This is a genomic window from Allorhodopirellula heiligendammensis (genome assembly GCF_007860105.1).
Taxonomy (GTDB): Bacteria; Planctomycetota; Planctomycetia; order Pirellulales; family Pirellulaceae; genus Rhodopirellula; species Rhodopirellula heiligendammensis.
Window position 1 is genome coordinate 1,129,752 of record NZ_SJPU01000002.1, and the last position, 16,604, is coordinate 1,146,355.

Sequence of the window (16,604 nt, forward strand, 5' to 3'; positions counted from 1 at the left end):
CTGGTTATCATTCCCGTGGGGTGAGGGTGCGTCAGCGAGGTTCCCTCCTCGCTGCTCGGTAGCACCGCTGAGATTTCCCTCCTCATTGGCACTGCTATGCTCCATCGGCACCAATTTCAGTCGAACTTGAGCCTCGGATTGAAGTTTGGAGAAGTCCAGTGAAAGTTGGGAAAATCGGGGTTTTTGTCGGGTCATTCTCCGCTGGGCTGCGTATCCACTACTTTTGACCTGAACGTGAAAGTCCGCGCGTGCGTCTGTAGTTAGTGCGGCAATCCCGGTAGAATCCCCTGGGGACAACTGAATATGCAGACGAATTTGAAAAGGAATGCCCATGAATCGCTTGCCAGACCCATCTCCCTCCCACGGCGGATCCAGGCCGGACAAAAAGAGTGGTCTCTCTGCGGAAGAGGAGACCCAGGAGGAGATTGATCGCTTGCCGAGTGAGGCGATTGGCGAGGACGAGCTCAACCGCCCCCAACCGGCGGACGAGCCGATCTCGGGGATCGATTCGCAAGACTTGTTCAAGCTCATGCGGAACACGATCAATCGGCTTGAGAAAGACGAAACGGCTCGCGGCGACATCAAAATTCTCTCGCGCACCCTCCGTGAGCTGCGTTATGCCTTCCAAGTGTTTCGTCCCTATCGGCGGCGGCGGAAAGTCACGGTATTTGGCTCCGCCCGCACCGCGCCTGATCACCCCGGCTATCAAGCTGCCGTTGATCTCGGCCGCCGGATGGCCGCACACGGTTGGATGATCATCACAGGTGCCGGTGGCGGTATCATGGAAGCTGGGCTCAAAGGTGCCGGACGCGATGCCTCGATGGGGCTGAATATCATGTTGCCGTTCGAACAGGGAGCCAACCAGTACATCGACAACGACCCAAAACTCGTGACGATGAAGTACTTTTTCACTCGCAAATTGATGTTCGTCAAAGAATGCAGCGGTGTGGTTTGCTTGCCCGGCGGCTTCGGGACACTCGATGAAGCCTGTGAAACACTGACGCTCATCCAAACCGGCAAACAAACAATGATCCCACTGGTGTTGTTGGATCATCCCGAAGGCAGTTACTGGAGTGACGTTGGGAAGTTTTTTGAAAAGCAGCTGTTGGGCAACGGGATGATCAGCCCAGAGGATCGAGCGCTGTACAAAGTGACCAACTCGGTCGACGAAGCGGTCAATGAATTGCTGACGTTCTACAATGTCTATCACTCGATGCGGTATGTCCGCGATGAATTGGTGCTCCGCTTGCGAACCTCCTTGAGTGATGAGCATATGGAGCACCTGCAAATTGAATTCGCTGACATTCTTGTCTCAGGGAAGTTTGAACTGCGTGGACCCCTGCCCGAGGAGTCCGGCGAGAAAGAGCTCGCCGCCTATCCTCGGTTGGTCTTCCGCTTCAATCGCCGAGCGCTCGGGCGGCTGAGGATGCTTATCGATGACATCAATGGGCGGCCCGAAACCAGTACTCTGCCAACTTCTTCTCGCTAATCGCTATGAGCATCAACTCCACCAACACCCCTCTGTTGTTACGATTGCCATCGCTGAGTGTGCTCGATCTCGTGGGCAAAGACGCCGCGGCGATCCTGCATAATTTGACGACCAACGAGATTAAATCGCTGGAAATTGGCGGGCCCGGGGTCGAAACCTTTGTCACCAATGTGAAAGGGAAATGCATCGGGCATGTTATGGCGTTTCGGTCCGAGCAGGGATACCGTTTGATCGGAGCGCCCGGCCAGTCCGAGGCCATCGCTGCCCAAATGGATCGTTACACCATCCGCGAAGAAGCTGAGCCGCAGATTGTCGATGACAACGTCCACGCGTACTTGGTCGTCGGCAGTCTGGCCGGCGAGGAACTCGGGTTTCAAGACTTGGGTGATCAGGCCGGGAGCCTGCCAACCTATCGTGTTCCGTGGGTCGATACGCCCCAGGGCAGACGCGGACTATTGCTCTTGGCGCCCACGACGACGAGCCTGTCAGGGGCAGACATCGCTGGCAAATTGCTCCTAAACGCGATCGTGGACAAGGCTGAAAAGGACCCGCAAATCGAGCGTGACCAGGCAATGGAAGTGTTTCATGATTTGCGAGTGACGGCTGGGTATCCCTGGTACGGAACCGATTTCAATGACTCGCATTTGCCTCAGGAAGTCAACCGCGAAACCGAAACCATCTCCTTCACCAAGGGTTGTTATCTTGGTCAAGAAACGATCGCTCGCTTGGATGCGCTCGGTCAAGTTCAAAAAAAGTTGGTGCTGTGGTCCAGCGAGGATTTGACCGGCGAACCGCTGCCAGCGGTCGATACGAAGCTGTTTGCCGGCGGCGAGAAAGCTGTGGGGCGGCTAACCAGTGTGGCCCGCGAGCTGCCCTGGGGCGGCACGAGCGATCATGTAGAGACACGCGAGGGGGCACGGGGAGGCCGTGTGCTAGCATTGGGGTTTGCCCGTCGCAGCCATTTCGAGGTGGGGAGCGAAGCGAGTGGCGCGGTCGCTGACAAGACGTTCGTTGCGAGAGTCGAGAGAACATAATGTCCACGGAACTATCACTCGAAGAGTTCGCGGGTTTACTAGACGACGTTCGCGGCGGAGACGAGCAGGCGACAACCATTTTGTGGGAACGCTATTTCCATCCGCTCGTGCGTTTGGCTGGCGCAAGACTCCCTAAAAACCTGCGACGCACCAGTGACGAAGAGGATATTGCCTTGTCGGCGTTCCATAGTTTCATCGCCGGCGTGCGACGCGATCAATTTCCGGACCTAGCGGGTCCCGACAACTTGTGGGGATTGCTGATTACATTGACCAGCCGCAAGGTGCACGCGCATTTACGTCGTCAAACCCGCCAAAAACGCGGTGGTGGCAATGTGCGCGGTGAGTCCGTTTTCCTTGACGCCAAGGGTGAACTGGCTGCCGGTGGTTTGGAACAAATGGGCGTCCATGGTGGTGGCGAGGATGCCATGCGTCCCGATGTACGGGCGGAGTTGGCCGAAGCCTGTGAGCAATTGCTCGATGACCTGCCTGATGCTCAACTCCGAGAAATTGCCGTAATGCGAATGGATGGATATCTCGTCGACGAAATCGCAGAACGCTTGGAAATCAGCAAACGGGCTGTCGAGAGACGCCTTCAGTTGATTCGCAAGACGTGGTCCGAACAGCGTCAATCCGCCGAGGACAATGATGGAACTTAGTGATTTACCCGCCCGTGAACTGGCGCGGCTCGATGCGATTTGTCTCGAGTTTGAATCTCGGCTGCGGGAGTCACTGCACGGGGGTCATGGTTGCCAGCAGGTCACCGACGAAATCGATATCCTCGTTGAGAATTACGGCGGTGATCACACCGTGCTGCTACGCCGCGAGCTCGATGCGATTACGCAAGAGGTGCAGCGGGAGCAAGAAGCCAAAGTGCGGCGCAGTCAATCACGGCAGGTGAGATCCCACCAAAGCACCGTGCCCCTCGTCGCCGGCGATGAGCCGACCCATGCGGCCCTCACACATGTGCTCGACAGAGTTCCAGATTCCACAAAGGAAACCATCCCTCTGCCGACGATGGGTGATCGGATTGGACCCTACATCATCACGAGCGTACTCGGTCGCGGTGGGATGGGGATCGTCTATCGGGCCACGGACACCCGGTTGGAACGCAGCGTTGCAATCAAAATGTTGTCGGTCCACGGCCGTCAGTCACAGTCCTTGATCGAACGGTTTCAACGCGAGGCCAAAGCAGTTGCCGGGCTAACGCACCCGCATATCGTCGAATTATTCGATATTGGGGTGTTCGACGGGATGCCATATGTTGTGATGGAGCACCTCCGCGGGGAAACACTGCTCCAGCGGATCCGCACCGAGCGAATTGCGGACGATCCTATCTCGACCGAGCAAGTCCGTAATTGGGGGATTCAGTTAGCCGATGCGCTGGTAACTGCCCACGGCCAAGGCGTGATCCACCGAGATATCAAGCCGGAAAACGTGATGGTGATGGACCGACCTCGCTCGCAACGAGCTGGTGATAGGGACAAGCGAAGCGTTAGCGAGAGCGATTCCAGTTTAAAACTATTTGATTTTGGACTCTCCCGGGTCGGTTCGAGCCGATTTGAGAACGAAACGGAGCAGTCGAGCGAGTCGAGCGTCGATCTGGCTGAGTTGTTGTCCGACGGCGATTCGTCGACTCGCTTCGGAATGATTCTAGGGACGCCGGGATACATGGCGCCCGAACAGGCACGCGGTGGCGTGATCACGCCTGCAGCAGACATTTTTTCCCTTGGCTGCGTGTTGTACGAAGCCATGTGTTTTCAACCTGCATTCTCCGGTGAAACGGCGACACAGCGGTTTGCAGCTGTGTTGGAAAAACAACCGTCCGTCGATTCGTTGGCTCTGCGTGACGATCCGGCCCTGTCCGATCTTATCCTGGCGATGCTGGCCAAGGAGCCGGCATCTCGGCCGGTCGCCGCCGATGTGCTGGCGACTTTGCAAGCGGGTGTGTCCCCCACCGGTACTTCCGGCTCCACGAAGAGCGATTCTGTCGTGATCAGCCGGCGGCGACTGATTGAAATGGTCGGCGGTGCCGTTGCTGGAGGCGCGATCGGTGCCACCTTCTTGCCGCCACTCCACGGCGACGAGCTACGATCAATTCGCTCGATCGCCGTGCTGCGTTTTCAGCCCGGCGGTGCGCATGAGGGCACCGACGAGAACCGCCAACTGGTCGATCGCCAACTGGATCAAGCCGATCTCCTCTCCGGTATGCTCGCCAATGAACTCTCGCGTCTCAAAGGTATCACGGTTCCTAAGTACGACTCGATAACAGCAGCGGAACCGCAGGAATTTCGCGAAGTGGCGAAACGGCTCGAGGTCGACGCGTTGATTTCAGGGACCTTCACCACAACTCCACTAGCGCCGGAGTGGGGAGAAACCGATGAGTCCGAGAAACTCGCAGTGAACGTCGAGATTGTTTCGGGGACGACCGGAAAATTAATTAACGGCTTTGTCGTTTCGGCTGCTGCTGGGGACAACCTGATCGAGCAAGCCGGCCTCGCCCAGAAAATCGCAGAAGAGGTCGGATTTGAATTGGCACTCCGCGATGAACGCTCCAATCCCGCGGATCCTGATGCATTTACCTGTTTGATCAAGGGCCGCACGCAGTCGAATCCCGACACGGTGAAAGCGATGGAGACGGCATTGGCATGCTTTGAACATGCCGTCTCGGTAGATGATACCTATCCGGATGGGCAGGGCGGCGTTGCCTTGACCGCGATTAGCCTCGCCGCTCGCGTCAATGATCAGCGCGCCTCCGAACTGATCGCTCGAAGCCAAAAGGCAACCGAGCGGGCGCTGGCGTTGGCACCGGATAATCTTGATGCACTGTTAGCCCAAGCCATGTTGGACTATCAAGTCCTCGCTGATTTTGACCGCGCTGCATACATCCTCGCTGCACTTACTCGCAAAGAGCTAAACCAGTGGCAGGTCTACCAACAAGCCGCCTGGTTGAGCATGATCAGCTCCCAACATACTCAGGCATTGGATTTCATGCGGCGAGCCGTCAACTTGCATCCCACTTCCTTGTTTGTGAAATCCGAATGGGCTCGTGCAGAGTGGTTTCGAAACAATACCCTCCGCGCAAGCGATGCAGCAGCGGATTTATTAGCCTTGGCAAAGATTGCCAAAGAAGACGACATGGTTGCCCGCGGCTTGTTGATTGATATTTATGAACAAGCTGATGACCACGCCGCTGCTGCACGTCTTGACGCGAAACTGAATTGGAAACCCACGCAAAGCGCGGCGGCATACTACACCGCTCGCCAACAGCGGATCGGCGAACTGCCCTATGGTCCCTTCGGCCCGACGCTCAATGCTGCTATCGTGCAGCTCCGCCATCCCCAGCCCGACAGTGACGAATCGCACGAACAGATTCTATCGAGACTGATCTCCGCCCAGCTTCCCATGCTGCCGTTGGTACTGTGCACACATCACGCGACGAAGCCGCTGAGGCAACTCGAGCAAGCCCTTGAGACCTACAGCGTTCTGCGGTTCACTTAACCCTGAGGAACCAACCGCCTGGCGAGTCGCCCTCGCGACGGCATTCCTATGGTCTGCGACGCTTGGAGATGCTTGTTTGGGACAAGCGTGTCTTGGAGAGACGCGACTACTCAGCGTGTCACTTCAAAAGGTTTCAGGATAGATGACCAACTCAATTCGACGGTTGGTCGCCCGGCCTGCAGGGCTGGAATTATCACCTCGTGGATTGTTTGCCCCTTGCGAGACAATGAACAATTGGTCGGTCGGCATGCCATTTCGACGGGTCAATAAATCGAGCACAGCAGAGGCCTGCGCAGAAGTAAGTTGATGGGGGCTGCCGACGGCACCGCCATACATAGGTGAATTGTCGGTATAACCTTCGATCCCGATACGTTGTCGTGGGAAGACCGATCTTAGTTGAGCCGCAACTGGATCGAGAACCGCACTGGATTGAGGCTGCAGTTGGGCGGTGCCCGGAGCGAATAATTGGTCCGAGGGCACGATGACTCGGATGACCTCACCGTCGGGTTGGACTTGCAAATTGCCGAGTTGAAGACGACCGGCCTGCTGCGTCAAATTCGTGTTGGCGCGAATCGTGGCGCCACCGCGAAGTTGGGCGGAAGCTTGATAATTCCGTGCCGAGCTTTGGGCATTGTTTGCTGCGATCCTGGCCGCTTCATACTGCTGAGCGGTATCGGCGAGCTGATTCCGGACGAGTTTCAGTTCGTCGCGGTACACCTGAGCTTGTTGTTCGCTCTGCGCTAACTGCGTCGTCAACTGCCGATTGTTGTCGTCGAGTAACTGAACACGCCGATTCAATTCCGCGACCTGCGATTGCACAGCCGTTAATTGATTCCCTGTGGGCGGTGCCTGCCAAACCGATGTTCCACCACCGGTGGCCAGATAGGGGTTTTGACTGCATCCTGCGAGCATGGCAAATGACAGCGCAGAGAGTCCGAACATAATCAAGACTTCCTTGGAACGGTGCACGCGAGGTGACCGATCAATCGTTGGAAGTATCGTTTTGCGCGGACGATTCAAACGCATGACTGCGAGCCGGCTGGGAAGGAGAAACTCAAACACGAACGGACTTTAGACAAAACTCAGATTTCGTTACAATAGCGATCTGAACCTAAGGTGAGATCGTTGCTCTACCCGAGGCATTATTTTCGCTCGCCGTTGCCCGAAATCTCGCTCGTCTGACGAAGGTCTCAAACTACGCCGCCTTCGTCGATTGCTCACCTGCCTCATCGGCACGCGGGAATGGGATCGAGCGAGTGGCATCAGTCCGCTCCTCCGTTTCCAAGCGACGGCGGACCGCTAGCCAGCTGACCGACCAACCTGCTGCCACACCCAGTGTTGTCGCCAGCGTGACTTTCGCCAGCGGCGAAATGCCCGGCAGACCAAACTTGCTAGCGATATGCACCAAGCTGACAACGGGGTGATGTAGCAGGTAGATCAGAAAGGAACCGGCCGCTAACGACGACATCAGCGGTCCGAGGGGCCGGATGCGCGTCGATGCCACGCCGATAAAGGCAAACGTCAATACGGCTGCCGCCGTCACTGTTAAAAATGCCAAGCCGCTGCGCATCCACACACCGCCAATTGGAAATCCACCTAATCGCGTTGGGATACCCTCCGTCATCGATGCATCACCCCAGCCACCATGCAGCCACGCCTGCGGCTCGCCGGCGGCATCCAACCACCAAATTCCCATGCTCACAGCCGCCACGCCCAGCAGTGCGCCGGGACCGAGGAGCCGCTGTCCACCCGCCGCGATGCGAGTCAGCTGCGGGTCGAGTTGAAACCACAGCACTCCAGTCGCGAAGAATGCCCCACTATAAATCCATTTCGACAGCACTGGTAGAAACGAGTGCTGGAACCCCCACACCACCTCTGGACGCATCGCTAAGGAGATTACCGCGGCAGCAAACAAGCATGGCAATCCATAGCGAGCGATGGAACGACCTGACCAGCTGCGGAGCCGTGGCCATACCACTGCCAAAATCACGAGATAGGTCATCAGATACTGTAGAAACCAGAGATGGCTCAGCCCCCACAGATTGCGATCGATCCCAGCCTCAAATTTGATTCGGCGGACGCTGCGCCAGGAGACCACGCCGTCGGCGAGCCATCCCAGCATCCAGATGTAGAATTCAACCGGCAGCAGGAAAACCATGGCTAACAACAAGGGTCGGCCCAACCGCCGTAGCCGGTCTATGGTTACCGACCAACCTCCCCGCGCTGTGATACTGCGAGCGGCGAAGAAGCCCGCAATCACCAAAAATATCGGCATGATCACCAGCTCGATGGCCCAGAACAGAACCGTGATCGCTGAACTGGTGGTGTCGTGCACGCTCCAACTCAAACCAGCCATCGAGGGTCGAGCGTACGGAACGCAAGCGTGCAGGAGCACCACTGCCACTGCCGCCACCGCACGCAGCGCATCAATGCCCGCAAAGTGCGGCGTCGGTACCGGCATCGCTCGCCGCAGATGCCCGTGGGGAGTGCGGACCACTCCTCTCTCTGTTACCGATGAAAGCGTCGCAGCAATTGTTATTGTGGAAGGCATATCCGTTGCCAGGGCTGGGGGCACACGCGCAAACTAGTCGAGCCACTCCGAGATGCTGTCGCGAAACTTGGCAGGAGTTTCAACCGGGCACGACGCGGGTCTTGAAGAGCCTCGCCTATTCAATACAGCAAGCATTCGCTGGAGAGCCAGAGCGAAACAGACGTGCTCGCTCGGGATGACAGTCCCCAGCTACGCTCGATCCAATCCCTGCATTTGCTGGCGAAAATCGTATTGCAGATCCGGGTGCAATTTCTCGAGAGCTTTTTCGATCTTCTTGAGCTGACCGAAATACATATTTTCGCTCACCCGGCAGCGGCCCCAATGCAGATCACGGTCGATCACTTGTCGGCAAAAGTGAATGCGGATTTGGAGCTCGGTTTCCTTGTCACCAGAAAAGCGGATGCATTTGTCCATGGTGCGAATGATTTTTCGCAACGTTTTCTTGTGGATCAACCGGTTGGCGGGCAACTGTTCGTCGATCTCCGCGCAAACCTCGTCGATATAGCCCGCCTCGTCACCAGACTGCAGCAACAAATAGGTCAACAACGCTTTGTTGTCGACCTTGAACTTCGCCAATCGCAAACAGGCATCGAGCAAGTCCTCACGCGGCAACGGGGCCAGCGCGCGTTTGAGTTCGCTGATCGATGCTGGCTTCATAGGGCGACTATTTCAGCTCGCCCGCTTCAGTGATCTTGATCAAACTGCGGGTCCGGCCGGAGTCCGAACCTTGGGCTTCGACCTTCTTCACCACATCCATGCCTTCAATCACACGACCAAAGACAACGTGATGACCATTGAGATGGGGGGTGGGTACGGTCGTGATGAAGAACTGCGAACCGTTGGTGTTCGGTCCCGCGTTTGCCATGCTGAGCAAGCCGGGGACGGAATGCTTGAACTTGAAATTTTCGTCGGGGAACGTGCGCCCATAGATGCTTTCGCCGCCCGTTCCGTTGCCAGCGGTGAAGTCACCACCCTGCAACATGAATCCGGGAATCACGCGATGAAATGCGCTGCCTTCATAATCCAGCGGCACGCCTGCCTTTCCTGCACCCTTTTCGCCGGTGCATAACGCACGGAAGTTTTCGACCGTCTTGGGAACGTCCTTCCCGAACAATCCGATCACGACGCGTCCGGCCGGCTTACCGCCGATCGAGATGTCAAAATAGACCTTTTTGGTCACTTCCGCTTGGGTGGCATCGGAAGCCGGATCCACAGCAACGGCCGGGTTCGAGGGCACCTGAGCCGAGCAGAACGACGATGCGGATGCGAACAACGCGACCAGCACGAACGTGAAATTACGGTAAACCATCTTAAGACATGTCTCCGGGAGGGGTGAAATCTGCGATCCCAAAAATTGAGACCGCACTGTCGTACAGTCCCCCTATTTACCAGATCGCCCGGGTCGGTTCCAACCCAACTAGGTCTTGACCGACACCGTCCGCAGCTGCAGCTCGTTGAGCTGGGCGGCATCGACTTCGCCGGGTGCCTGGGTCATCAAATCGGCAGCCTTTTGCGTTTTCGGGAACGCGATCACCTCCCGAATATTGTCCAGCCCTGCGAAAAGCATTACCCAGCGATCGACTCCCAGGGCGATTCCCCCGTGCGGCGGAGCCCCAAAACGAAGTGCATCGAGCAAAAAGCCGAAACGGTCCTGGGCAGTCGCCTCGTCCATACCCAGCAATTCGAAAACTTGCGATTGAATTTCACTGTCGTGGATCCGAATCGTACCCCCGCCCGCTTCACTCCCGTTGATCACAAGATCGTAAGCTTGGGCTCGACATTTTTCAGGCGACTCCTTTAAATGCGGCAGGTCCTCGGCTAGCGGTGCAGTGAAGGGGTGGTGCATCGCGACGTAGCGACCACTCTCTTCATCTCGCTCGAACATCGGGAACTCGGTTACCCAGCTGCAATTGAGTTCACCCGGAGCATACAGCTTGAGTTCCGCCGCAAGTCGCTTGCGAAGCCCCGACAGACCCTTGCAGGTCACCTCCCAAGAGTCGGCCAAGAACATCAGCAAGTCGCCAGGCTCTCCGCCCATCAATTCACGAATTTCCGCCAGGTGTTCAGGAGTGAAGTTTTTGGCGATCGGGCTCCACAGGGTCTGGTCGTCTTCCACCCGGAACCAGGCCAACCCCTTGGCACCAAAATCCTGCTGCACGTACTTGGTCAGATCGTCGATTTGACGCCGCGAGTACAACGTGGCTGCGCCGGGAACACGAATGCCGCGAACAAAATTGCCGGCGTCCGCCGTACCTCGGAACACCCGAAATTCGGTCTTCGCCGCCACGGAGGTGACGTCGACGATTTCCAACCCAAACCGCAGATCCGGCGCGTCGCTGCCAAAACGCCGCATCGCTTCTTCGTACGTCATCCGTGGCAGCGGCAAGGTGATGTCTTTGCCAAGCACCTGCTTGGCTGTTTTGGCAACCAACCCATCAATCAGCTCAATAATATCATTGGCATCGATAAATGACATTTCAATGTCAAGCTGTGTGAATTCAGGCTGGCGGTCGGCCCGCAGATCTTCATCACGAAAACATTTGGCGACCTGCACGTAGCGATCGAAGCCCGCCACCATCAGGATCTGCTTGTACAACTGCGGCGACTGCGGCAACGCATAAAAATCCCCTGGATGGACGCGGCTGGGGACGAGATAGTCGCGAGCTCCCTCGGGCGTACTGCGTCCCAGGATCGGGGTCTCGACATCGATGAAGTCGTGTTCGGCAAAGTAATCCCGCATGCACTTGATGATCTCGCTACGGCGGATCAATGCGTTCTGCATTTCTTTGCGGCGGAGATCGAGATAGCGATACTTCAGTCGCAGGTCTTCGCCCGGCAACACCGATTGTCCCGGCGTGAAGGGCGGCGTCTGCGAGACGGATAGAACTTCGAAATGCTCCGTGCGGACTTCAATGTCACCCGTCGGAAGCTTGGCATTCGTTTTTCCTTCGAGCCGATCAGCGACCTGGCCTCGGATCAGCACGACAGATTCGTTGGGTACGTGGCCGGCGGCGTCAATCATGGCCTCGCCAGCTTCGGGTGGCCCGATCACGACTTGGGTTAAGCCGTAGCGATCCCGCAAGTCGATGAAAACAGCGCCGCCGTGATCGCGTTTGCTTTCGACCCAACCGCAGAGGGTGACAGGCGAACCGACATCGGATTTGCGGAGTTGGCCGCAGGTATGGGTACGAAGCACGACGAGGAAACCGAAAAAACAGAGGGAACTGGAACCAGAAAATCAACGCGTAAGATAAACGCTAGCCATAAATCCGCAAGCGCCACACCGGCGAGCCCCAAGCATCCGCTCGCCCTGCGAGCCAAGGGCAGCTAACTTCACCACGAAACACACGAATGACACGAATGACACGAAAGCAAGACTACGCTGTATTTCGTGTGCTTCGTGTCGTTCGTGGTTAAAAGGAGCAGTCTAACAACCCACTCCCATCGCGGGTTTGCACATGTCTACACAGGACTCCACGGATGAAGATGCAAATGCGGACCTCAATGTGAAGTGGACCAAACGATCCATTTCGTCCGGTGTCACACGCGGTGCGATTTTGGAAGCGGCGGTTTGGCCGCTAGCGATGGCGATGCTGCACCTCTGGAACGGTGTCGAAGCAAACAGCTCTGTCGCTACGTTTCATTCCAGGTGACACGATCGACGTCCGAGGCTCGACTTGCAAGCTGATCGTCGCACCAATCGCGTCGGCGGATGGTTGATGGTCTGGGGCGATAACGGTTCTGCCTTGTTCGCGGGGTTAGCGCTCGCTTGCGTCGCCGTCGCCGTACTCGGCCTAACAGTCGAGTAGGGCCCGGTTCCTGCCGGCCATCCCCTCAGGCGTGTCGACGAGATGCGAACAACCAGCGCATACGGCCGGTGGAACCGGCCCTACTCGCCGACTGTCTTTTCGATAGGATCGAAATTCAATCTTGGATCGCGGTCGCCGCATGCCCAATGCGCAGAATAAACGCCCTGCTGCACCCAATGATGGAACGTCGACCACGGCCAATCGACTGGGCAACGCACGTATCCGTGCTTCGCGGGGTTGTAATGGATGTAATTGAAATGGCTTTCGAAATCAGCTTCTTCTTCAATCGCGTGTTCCCAAAACTTCGGTTGCCAAACCCCACGTCGACCATCCATCCTCCGCCCAACTGTCACCGCACATTCCGATCCACCCGATGCCAACCAACGCTTGGTAAACTGGGTTTTGATCCATTGCCAACGACCGGAGTAATCGGCGTCCCCGGGACGCATGCACCAAATCGAATGGAGGTGATCGGGCATCAAGACGATTGCGCGGACCTCGAAGGGATGAGAATGTCGGCACTCGCGAATCACATTTCCCAAGATCGCCCGCGCAACCTCTGACTCAAAGATCGGTCGACGACGATCCGTGACGACCGTAAAGAAATAGGTCCCCCCCGGAACCAAAGCACGTCTCCAATTAGGCATTCCTCAATTCTAGGTCGAAGTAGGGCCGGTTCCCACCGGCCATGAACTCAGGCGCGCCCCCGAGAACGGAAAACCAACGCGGATGGCCGGTGGGAACCGGCCCTACGTGCCGCAAGTCGCTCCACATACCCAATCGCCATGGTGATTGCAACTTTCAAATAGATCAGTGCGAATTGAAAATTGCTCTGACAGCATAAAATCACTTGTCAATTTGCAGCGTACATTTCGCATTTGAGGCCCGTGTCCGTCAAAGTAGGGCCGGTTCCTACCGGCCGTGCCCTCGAGCGTGTCGTCGAGATGCGAACAACCATCGCATACGGCCGGTGGGAACCGGCCCTACGTGCTACGTGCCGCAAGTCGCTCCACATACCCAATCGCCATGGTGATTGCAACTTTCAAATTGATCAGTGCGAATTGAAAATTGCTCTGACAGCGTAAAATCACCCGTCAATTTGCAGCGTACATTTTGCAATTGAGGACCGTGTCCGTCAAAGTAGGGCCGGTTCCTACCGGCCATGCCCCCGAGAATGAACAACCGGCGCATGCGGCCGGTGGGAACCGGCCCTACGTGCCGCAAGTCGCTCCGCATACCCAATCGACATGGTGATTGCAAAATTCAAATTGATCAGTGCGAATTGTGAGTTGCTCTGAAAACAGGATAAAATCACTCGTCAATTTGCAGCGTACATTTTGCAATTGAGGACCGTGTCCGTCGAAGTAGGGCCGGTTCCTACCGGCCATGCCCGTCAGTTGTGTTGTCGAGATGCGAACAACCGGCGCATGCGGCCGGTGGAACCGGCCCTACGTGCTACGTGCCGCAAGTCGCTCGACATACCCAATCGCCATGGTGATTGAAAAATCCAAATTGATCAGTGCAAATTGAAAATTGCTCTGACAGCTTAAAATCACTCGTCGATTTGCAGCGTACATTTCGCATTTGAGGCCCGTGTCCGTCAAAGTAGGGCCGGTTCCTACCGGCCGTGCCCTCGAGCGTGTCGTCGAGATGCGAACAACCATCGCATGCGGCCGGTGGGAACCGGCCCTACGTGCCGCAAGTCGCTCCACATACCCAATCGCCATGGTGATTGCAAAACTCAAATTGATCAGTGCGAATGGAAAATTGCTCTGACAGCTTAAAATCACTTGTCAATTTGCAGCGTACATTTTGCAATTGAGGACCGTGTCCGTCAAAGTAGGGCCGGTTCCTACCGGCCGTGCCCTCGAGCGTGTCGTCGAGATGCGAACAACCAGCGCATACGGCCGGTGGAACCGGCCCTACACGGGCGGCAGAATCACTGGCCGCTTCGATGCGCGCACGAAAAAACCCAGCTTGGCAGGCGACGAGCCAAGCTGGGTCTTCGTAGACCAGAAGGTGATAGAGTCTCATCCGGAGATGATGTTTTCTGTTGAGTCGATGCGAGGATCGTTTCCACGGACCGCTTTGAGCCGAGGAAGATAAAACAACCTCATCGAAAACATCATGACTACTTGCACGTTCACCGCCACGAAGCGAAACGCCAGATCCTGGCAGGACTTAGGAAATAACTACGTGCCATTCGTGGCCGACGCCGGAACAGGCATGGGCTTTTCCGGACACCAACGCTAGTTCACGTACTCGCAATCGTCAACTCGAACACGTCCAGGCGGTCGCGGTTGGTTTCGGCCGGGCCGGTGGGATCGGGATCGAGTGTGACGCTGATGTCGGGGGCGAGGTGGGATTCCACGGTGATGGGGCCGGTTTCGGCGTGACCGCCGTGGGCGGTGTCGGCGCGGTAGGTGAACGTCATGTCGTCATAGTCGCCGGCGAGCAGCTGGGCGAGCGTCCAGGACGTTTCGCTGTTGTCGACGCGGTAGCTGACGTCGGCGGCGACGGTGTAGGTGAAACGTCGCTCGGTCGTTTGAGACCAGGTGATTTTGATCTCGGCAGTGATCCGTGCGTAGAGCCAGTTGGGAGTGCCGTAGATGGTGCCGTCGGCGATGGGTCCGTATTTGCAGAACGACGTTTGCCGGATGATGCCTTGGGTCGAGAGCGGCGGCGTGATTGACTCGGCGGGCCCGGAGCCCAGGTAGAGCATATCGGGGTACACGGTGGGGTAGCTGGCTCCGACCTTCGTCGACCAGCCGGGATAGATCAGGCCCGTGACGCTGCCGGTGATGGATCCGGTGTAGACGGGTAGCGGGGTGATGCGTTTGACCGGGGCGTCTTGCCAAGATGGGGCGGTGAATGGGCAAGCGATCGATTTGGTCGAGATGGCGTTGTTGATCGTGAGTTGGGCGGGTTCGAAGTGCTGCGAGGGTGACATGTTGGTCACCCGGATCGCGACTTTGCGGCCGGGGAGACTTCCGAATGCGGCGTCGGCGTCGGATTGATAGATCGATGTGCCGATGCTGAGCGTCGTCCCGGCGGAGGGTTCGCCACTGCCGGCGAACAGGTATGGATCGTCGAGCTCCGATGGTGGTGCCTCGATCCAGCTCGCGGGATTGCCAGCGTCGGCGGCATTGTCGAGGCGGTACAGTTTGCCTTTCTTGGCGGCGAGGTCCGACGTGTCGCCGGTGAGGGTGATGTTGGCCTCGGCGAGGAAGTAGTCGCCTTCGCGGAAATTGGTGAGGCCGGCGATGTAGGTTAGTGGGATGTCGGATCCGTAGCGGAATTTGATTTGACCGGTGGACGATGCCAGGCCGGATCCGAACTTGAGTTCGAGGCTGTTATCGAAAACCTCCACCGTGGAGATCGCGGTACCGGAGTTGAGGATCGTATCGACGCCGTCAATGCAGACGCCGATGCGGATCCAGAGGGCCGGTTGTCCGTTGTCACTGATCACGCCGTCGAGGTCGGGGTGTTGGCGGATTTCGCAAAAGCAGTGGTCGCCAATGACGGGGAAGCCGTCGACGTCGACCGTTTCGACGCGGGCCATGATGCGGATCACCGCGTCGCCGATGCCGGTGTAGGTGAGATCGTTGATGTCGAAGCCGACATAGAACGGCGTTATGGGCCCTTTGCAGAAGACGTCGTGTTTCGAGACGAGTTCGATGTCGGAATCGATGCTAGGCAAATTCGAGACTTGGTCGACGCTGAGTTCCGACGTTGGCAGCCAGTGTTGCAGGCCGCCTTCGCCATTGGAGGCAGTATTGAGGTAGATGCCAACGCAGTTGCATCCGCAACAGCTGAAGGTGGCGAATCCACACATGAGATTTACTCTTCGCTCGCGGGTGAGAAGTCGGGGATCATCGGGTCGCAGGAGGCGGCGATGACTCGGAAGGTGCCGTCGGGGAGTTCGAGCATGGCGGCGTAGCAGCCTTTGCTGAAATCGCCGGGGACGGAGCAGAGGGCGGTGACGGTGACGAGCGTGTCGATGAAGTGTTTGCCGTCGGAGTCGTTGGGGTCGAAGATGCGGATGGTGACTTCCGTGGCGTCGTAGGTCGTGGCGGCCGAGGCGGCGGCGTCGACGGTGACATCGGCGGTGAAGAGGCCTTCGAGGAAACGCATGGGCGGTGGATGGGGGTTGACCACGAAAAACACGAACGACACGAAAGTGAGTGCTGGTGTGTTTCGTGTGGGTGGTGTGTTCCGGGTGG

Annotated in this window: 14 protein-coding genes; 6 read left to right on the plus strand and 8 right to left on the minus strand. The window is 57.3% G+C overall.

Features of this window, described 5'->3' with window-relative positions; translation table 11 throughout:
• Positions 1-331: 331 nt before the first annotated feature.
• From Poly21_RS14575 to Poly21_RS14590, 4 genes are read left to right on the plus strand one after another with little or no spacing between them, the layout of a single operon-like run.
• Complete coding sequence (locus tag Poly21_RS14575) at positions 332-1,489, plus strand: LOG family protein (protein ID WP_146407689.1); 1,158 nt, start codon at positions 332-334, stop codon at positions 1,487-1,489.
• Between the two features lie 5 nt (positions 1,490-1,494).
• Positions 1,495-2,523 (plus strand): CAF17-like 4Fe-4S cluster assembly/insertion protein YgfZ, encoded by a 1,029-nt coding sequence (gene ygfZ / locus Poly21_RS14580; RefSeq protein WP_302118947.1) that lies wholly within the window; start codon positions 1,495-1,497, stop codon positions 2,521-2,523.
• A complete protein-coding gene (locus Poly21_RS14585) occupies positions 2,523-3,179 on the plus strand; it encodes an ECF-type sigma factor (RefSeq protein WP_146407690.1) in 657 nt (218 codons plus the stop codon). Before ygfZ ends, Poly21_RS14585 begins: the two co-directional genes overlap by 1 nt.
• Positions 3,166-6,021, plus strand: a complete 2,856-nt coding sequence (locus Poly21_RS14590) for a serine/threonine-protein kinase (RefSeq protein WP_146407691.1) — start codon at positions 3,166-3,168, stop codon at positions 6,019-6,021. Before Poly21_RS14585 ends, Poly21_RS14590 begins: the two co-directional genes overlap by 14 nt.
• Before the next feature lie 123 nt (positions 6,022-6,144).
• On the opposite strand, the gene Poly21_RS14595 is transcribed toward Poly21_RS14590, so the two are convergent.
• From Poly21_RS14595 to aspS, 5 genes are all read right to left on the minus strand, one after another.
• Positions 6,145-6,963, minus strand: a complete 819-nt coding sequence (locus Poly21_RS14595) for an OmpA/MotB family protein (protein WP_146407692.1) — start codon at positions 6,961-6,963, stop codon at positions 6,145-6,147.
• A gap of 253 nt (positions 6,964-7,216) precedes the next feature.
• Positions 7,217-8,572, minus strand: coding sequence for an acyltransferase family protein (locus tag Poly21_RS14600; RefSeq protein WP_302118950.1), 1,356 nt, complete (start codon positions 8,570-8,572; stop codon positions 7,217-7,219).
• A 189-nt stretch (positions 8,573-8,761) separates the two neighbouring features.
• Positions 8,762-9,229: a hypothetical protein gene (locus tag Poly21_RS14605; RefSeq protein WP_146407693.1), complete on the minus strand. Its 468-nt coding sequence runs from the start codon at positions 9,227-9,229 to the stop codon at positions 8,762-8,764.
• Between the two features lie 7 nt (positions 9,230-9,236).
• Positions 9,237-9,881, minus strand: coding sequence for a peptidylprolyl isomerase (locus tag Poly21_RS14610; protein WP_146407694.1), 645 nt, complete (start codon positions 9,879-9,881; stop codon positions 9,237-9,239).
• A gap of 108 nt (positions 9,882-9,989) precedes the next feature.
• Positions 9,990-11,768 carry an aspartate--tRNA ligase gene (aspS, locus tag Poly21_RS14615; RefSeq protein ID WP_146407695.1) on the minus strand — a complete coding sequence of 593 codons (1,779 nt, stop codon included), beginning with the start codon at positions 11,766-11,768 and terminating at the stop codon, positions 9,990-9,992.
• A 262-nt stretch (positions 11,769-12,030) separates the two neighbouring features.
• On the opposite strand from aspS, the gene Poly21_RS14620 reads away from it, so the two are divergent.
• On the plus strand, positions 12,031-12,225 hold the full coding sequence (locus Poly21_RS14620; protein WP_146407696.1) for a hypothetical protein: 195 nt from the start codon (positions 12,031-12,033) through the stop codon (positions 12,223-12,225).
• A 236-nt stretch (positions 12,226-12,461) separates the two neighbouring features.
• Here Poly21_RS14620 and Poly21_RS14625 read toward each other — a convergent pair whose 3' ends face one another.
• On the minus strand, positions 12,462-13,028 hold the full coding sequence (locus Poly21_RS14625) for an REP-associated tyrosine transposase (RefSeq protein ID WP_146407697.1): 567 nt from the start codon (positions 13,026-13,028) through the stop codon (positions 12,462-12,464).
• A gap of 1,480 nt (positions 13,029-14,508) precedes the next feature.
• Between Poly21_RS14625 and Poly21_RS27565 the strand changes: the two genes are divergently transcribed.
• Positions 14,509-14,634, plus strand: a complete 126-nt coding sequence (locus tag Poly21_RS27565; RefSeq protein ID WP_302118953.1) for a hypothetical protein — start codon at positions 14,509-14,511, stop codon at positions 14,632-14,634.
• A gap of 1 nt (position 14,635) precedes the next feature.
• Here Poly21_RS27565 and Poly21_RS14630 read toward each other — a convergent pair whose 3' ends face one another.
• On the minus strand, positions 14,636-16,081 hold the full coding sequence (locus Poly21_RS14630; RefSeq protein WP_146407698.1) for a hypothetical protein: 1,446 nt from the start codon (positions 16,079-16,081) through the stop codon (positions 14,636-14,638).
• Positions 16,082-16,221: 140 nt separating this feature from the next.
• Positions 16,222-16,515: a hypothetical protein gene (locus Poly21_RS14635; protein ID WP_146407699.1), complete on the minus strand. Its 294-nt coding sequence runs from the start codon at positions 16,513-16,515 to the stop codon at positions 16,222-16,224.
• Positions 16,516-16,604: the final 89 nt, after the last annotated feature.

Bases quoted from the DNA above. Each gene is read 5' to 3' on its own strand.
- Poly21_RS14600 (WP_302118950.1), bottom strand. From the start codon at position 8,572: ATGCCTTCCACAATAACAATTGCTGCGACGCTTTCATCGGTAACAGAG.
- Poly21_RS27565 (WP_302118953.1), top strand. From the start codon at position 14,509: ATGACTACTTGCACGTTCACCGCCACGAAGCGAAACGCCAGATCCTGG.
- Poly21_RS14595 (WP_146407692.1), bottom strand. From the start codon at position 6,963: ATGTTCGGACTCTCTGCGCTGTCATTTGCCATGCTCGCAGGATGCAGT.
- Poly21_RS14605 (WP_146407693.1), bottom strand. From the start codon at position 9,229: ATGAAGCCAGCATCGATCAGCGAACTCAAACGCGCGCTGGCCCCGTTG.
- Poly21_RS14610 (WP_146407694.1), bottom strand. From the start codon at position 9,881: ATGGTTTACCGTAATTTCACGTTCGTGCTGGTCGCGTTGTTCGCATCC.
- Poly21_RS14635 (WP_146407699.1), bottom strand. From the start codon at position 16,515: ATGCGTTTCCTCGAAGGCCTCTTCACCGCCGATGTCACCGTCGACGCC.
- Poly21_RS14585 (WP_146407690.1), top strand. From the start codon at position 2,523: ATGTCCACGGAACTATCACTCGAAGAGTTCGCGGGTTTACTAGACGAC.
- Poly21_RS14625 (WP_146407697.1), bottom strand. From the start codon at position 13,028: ATGCCTAATTGGAGACGTGCTTTGGTTCCGGGGGGGACCTATTTCTTT.
- Poly21_RS14620 (WP_146407696.1), top strand. From the start codon at position 12,031: ATGTCTACACAGGACTCCACGGATGAAGATGCAAATGCGGACCTCAAT.
- Poly21_RS14575 (WP_146407689.1), top strand. From the start codon at position 332: ATGAATCGCTTGCCAGACCCATCTCCCTCCCACGGCGGATCCAGGCCG.
- Poly21_RS14590 (WP_146407691.1), top strand. From the start codon at position 3,166: ATGATGGAACTTAGTGATTTACCCGCCCGTGAACTGGCGCGGCTCGAT.
- ygfZ (WP_302118947.1), top strand. From the start codon at position 1,495: ATGAGCATCAACTCCACCAACACCCCTCTGTTGTTACGATTGCCATCG.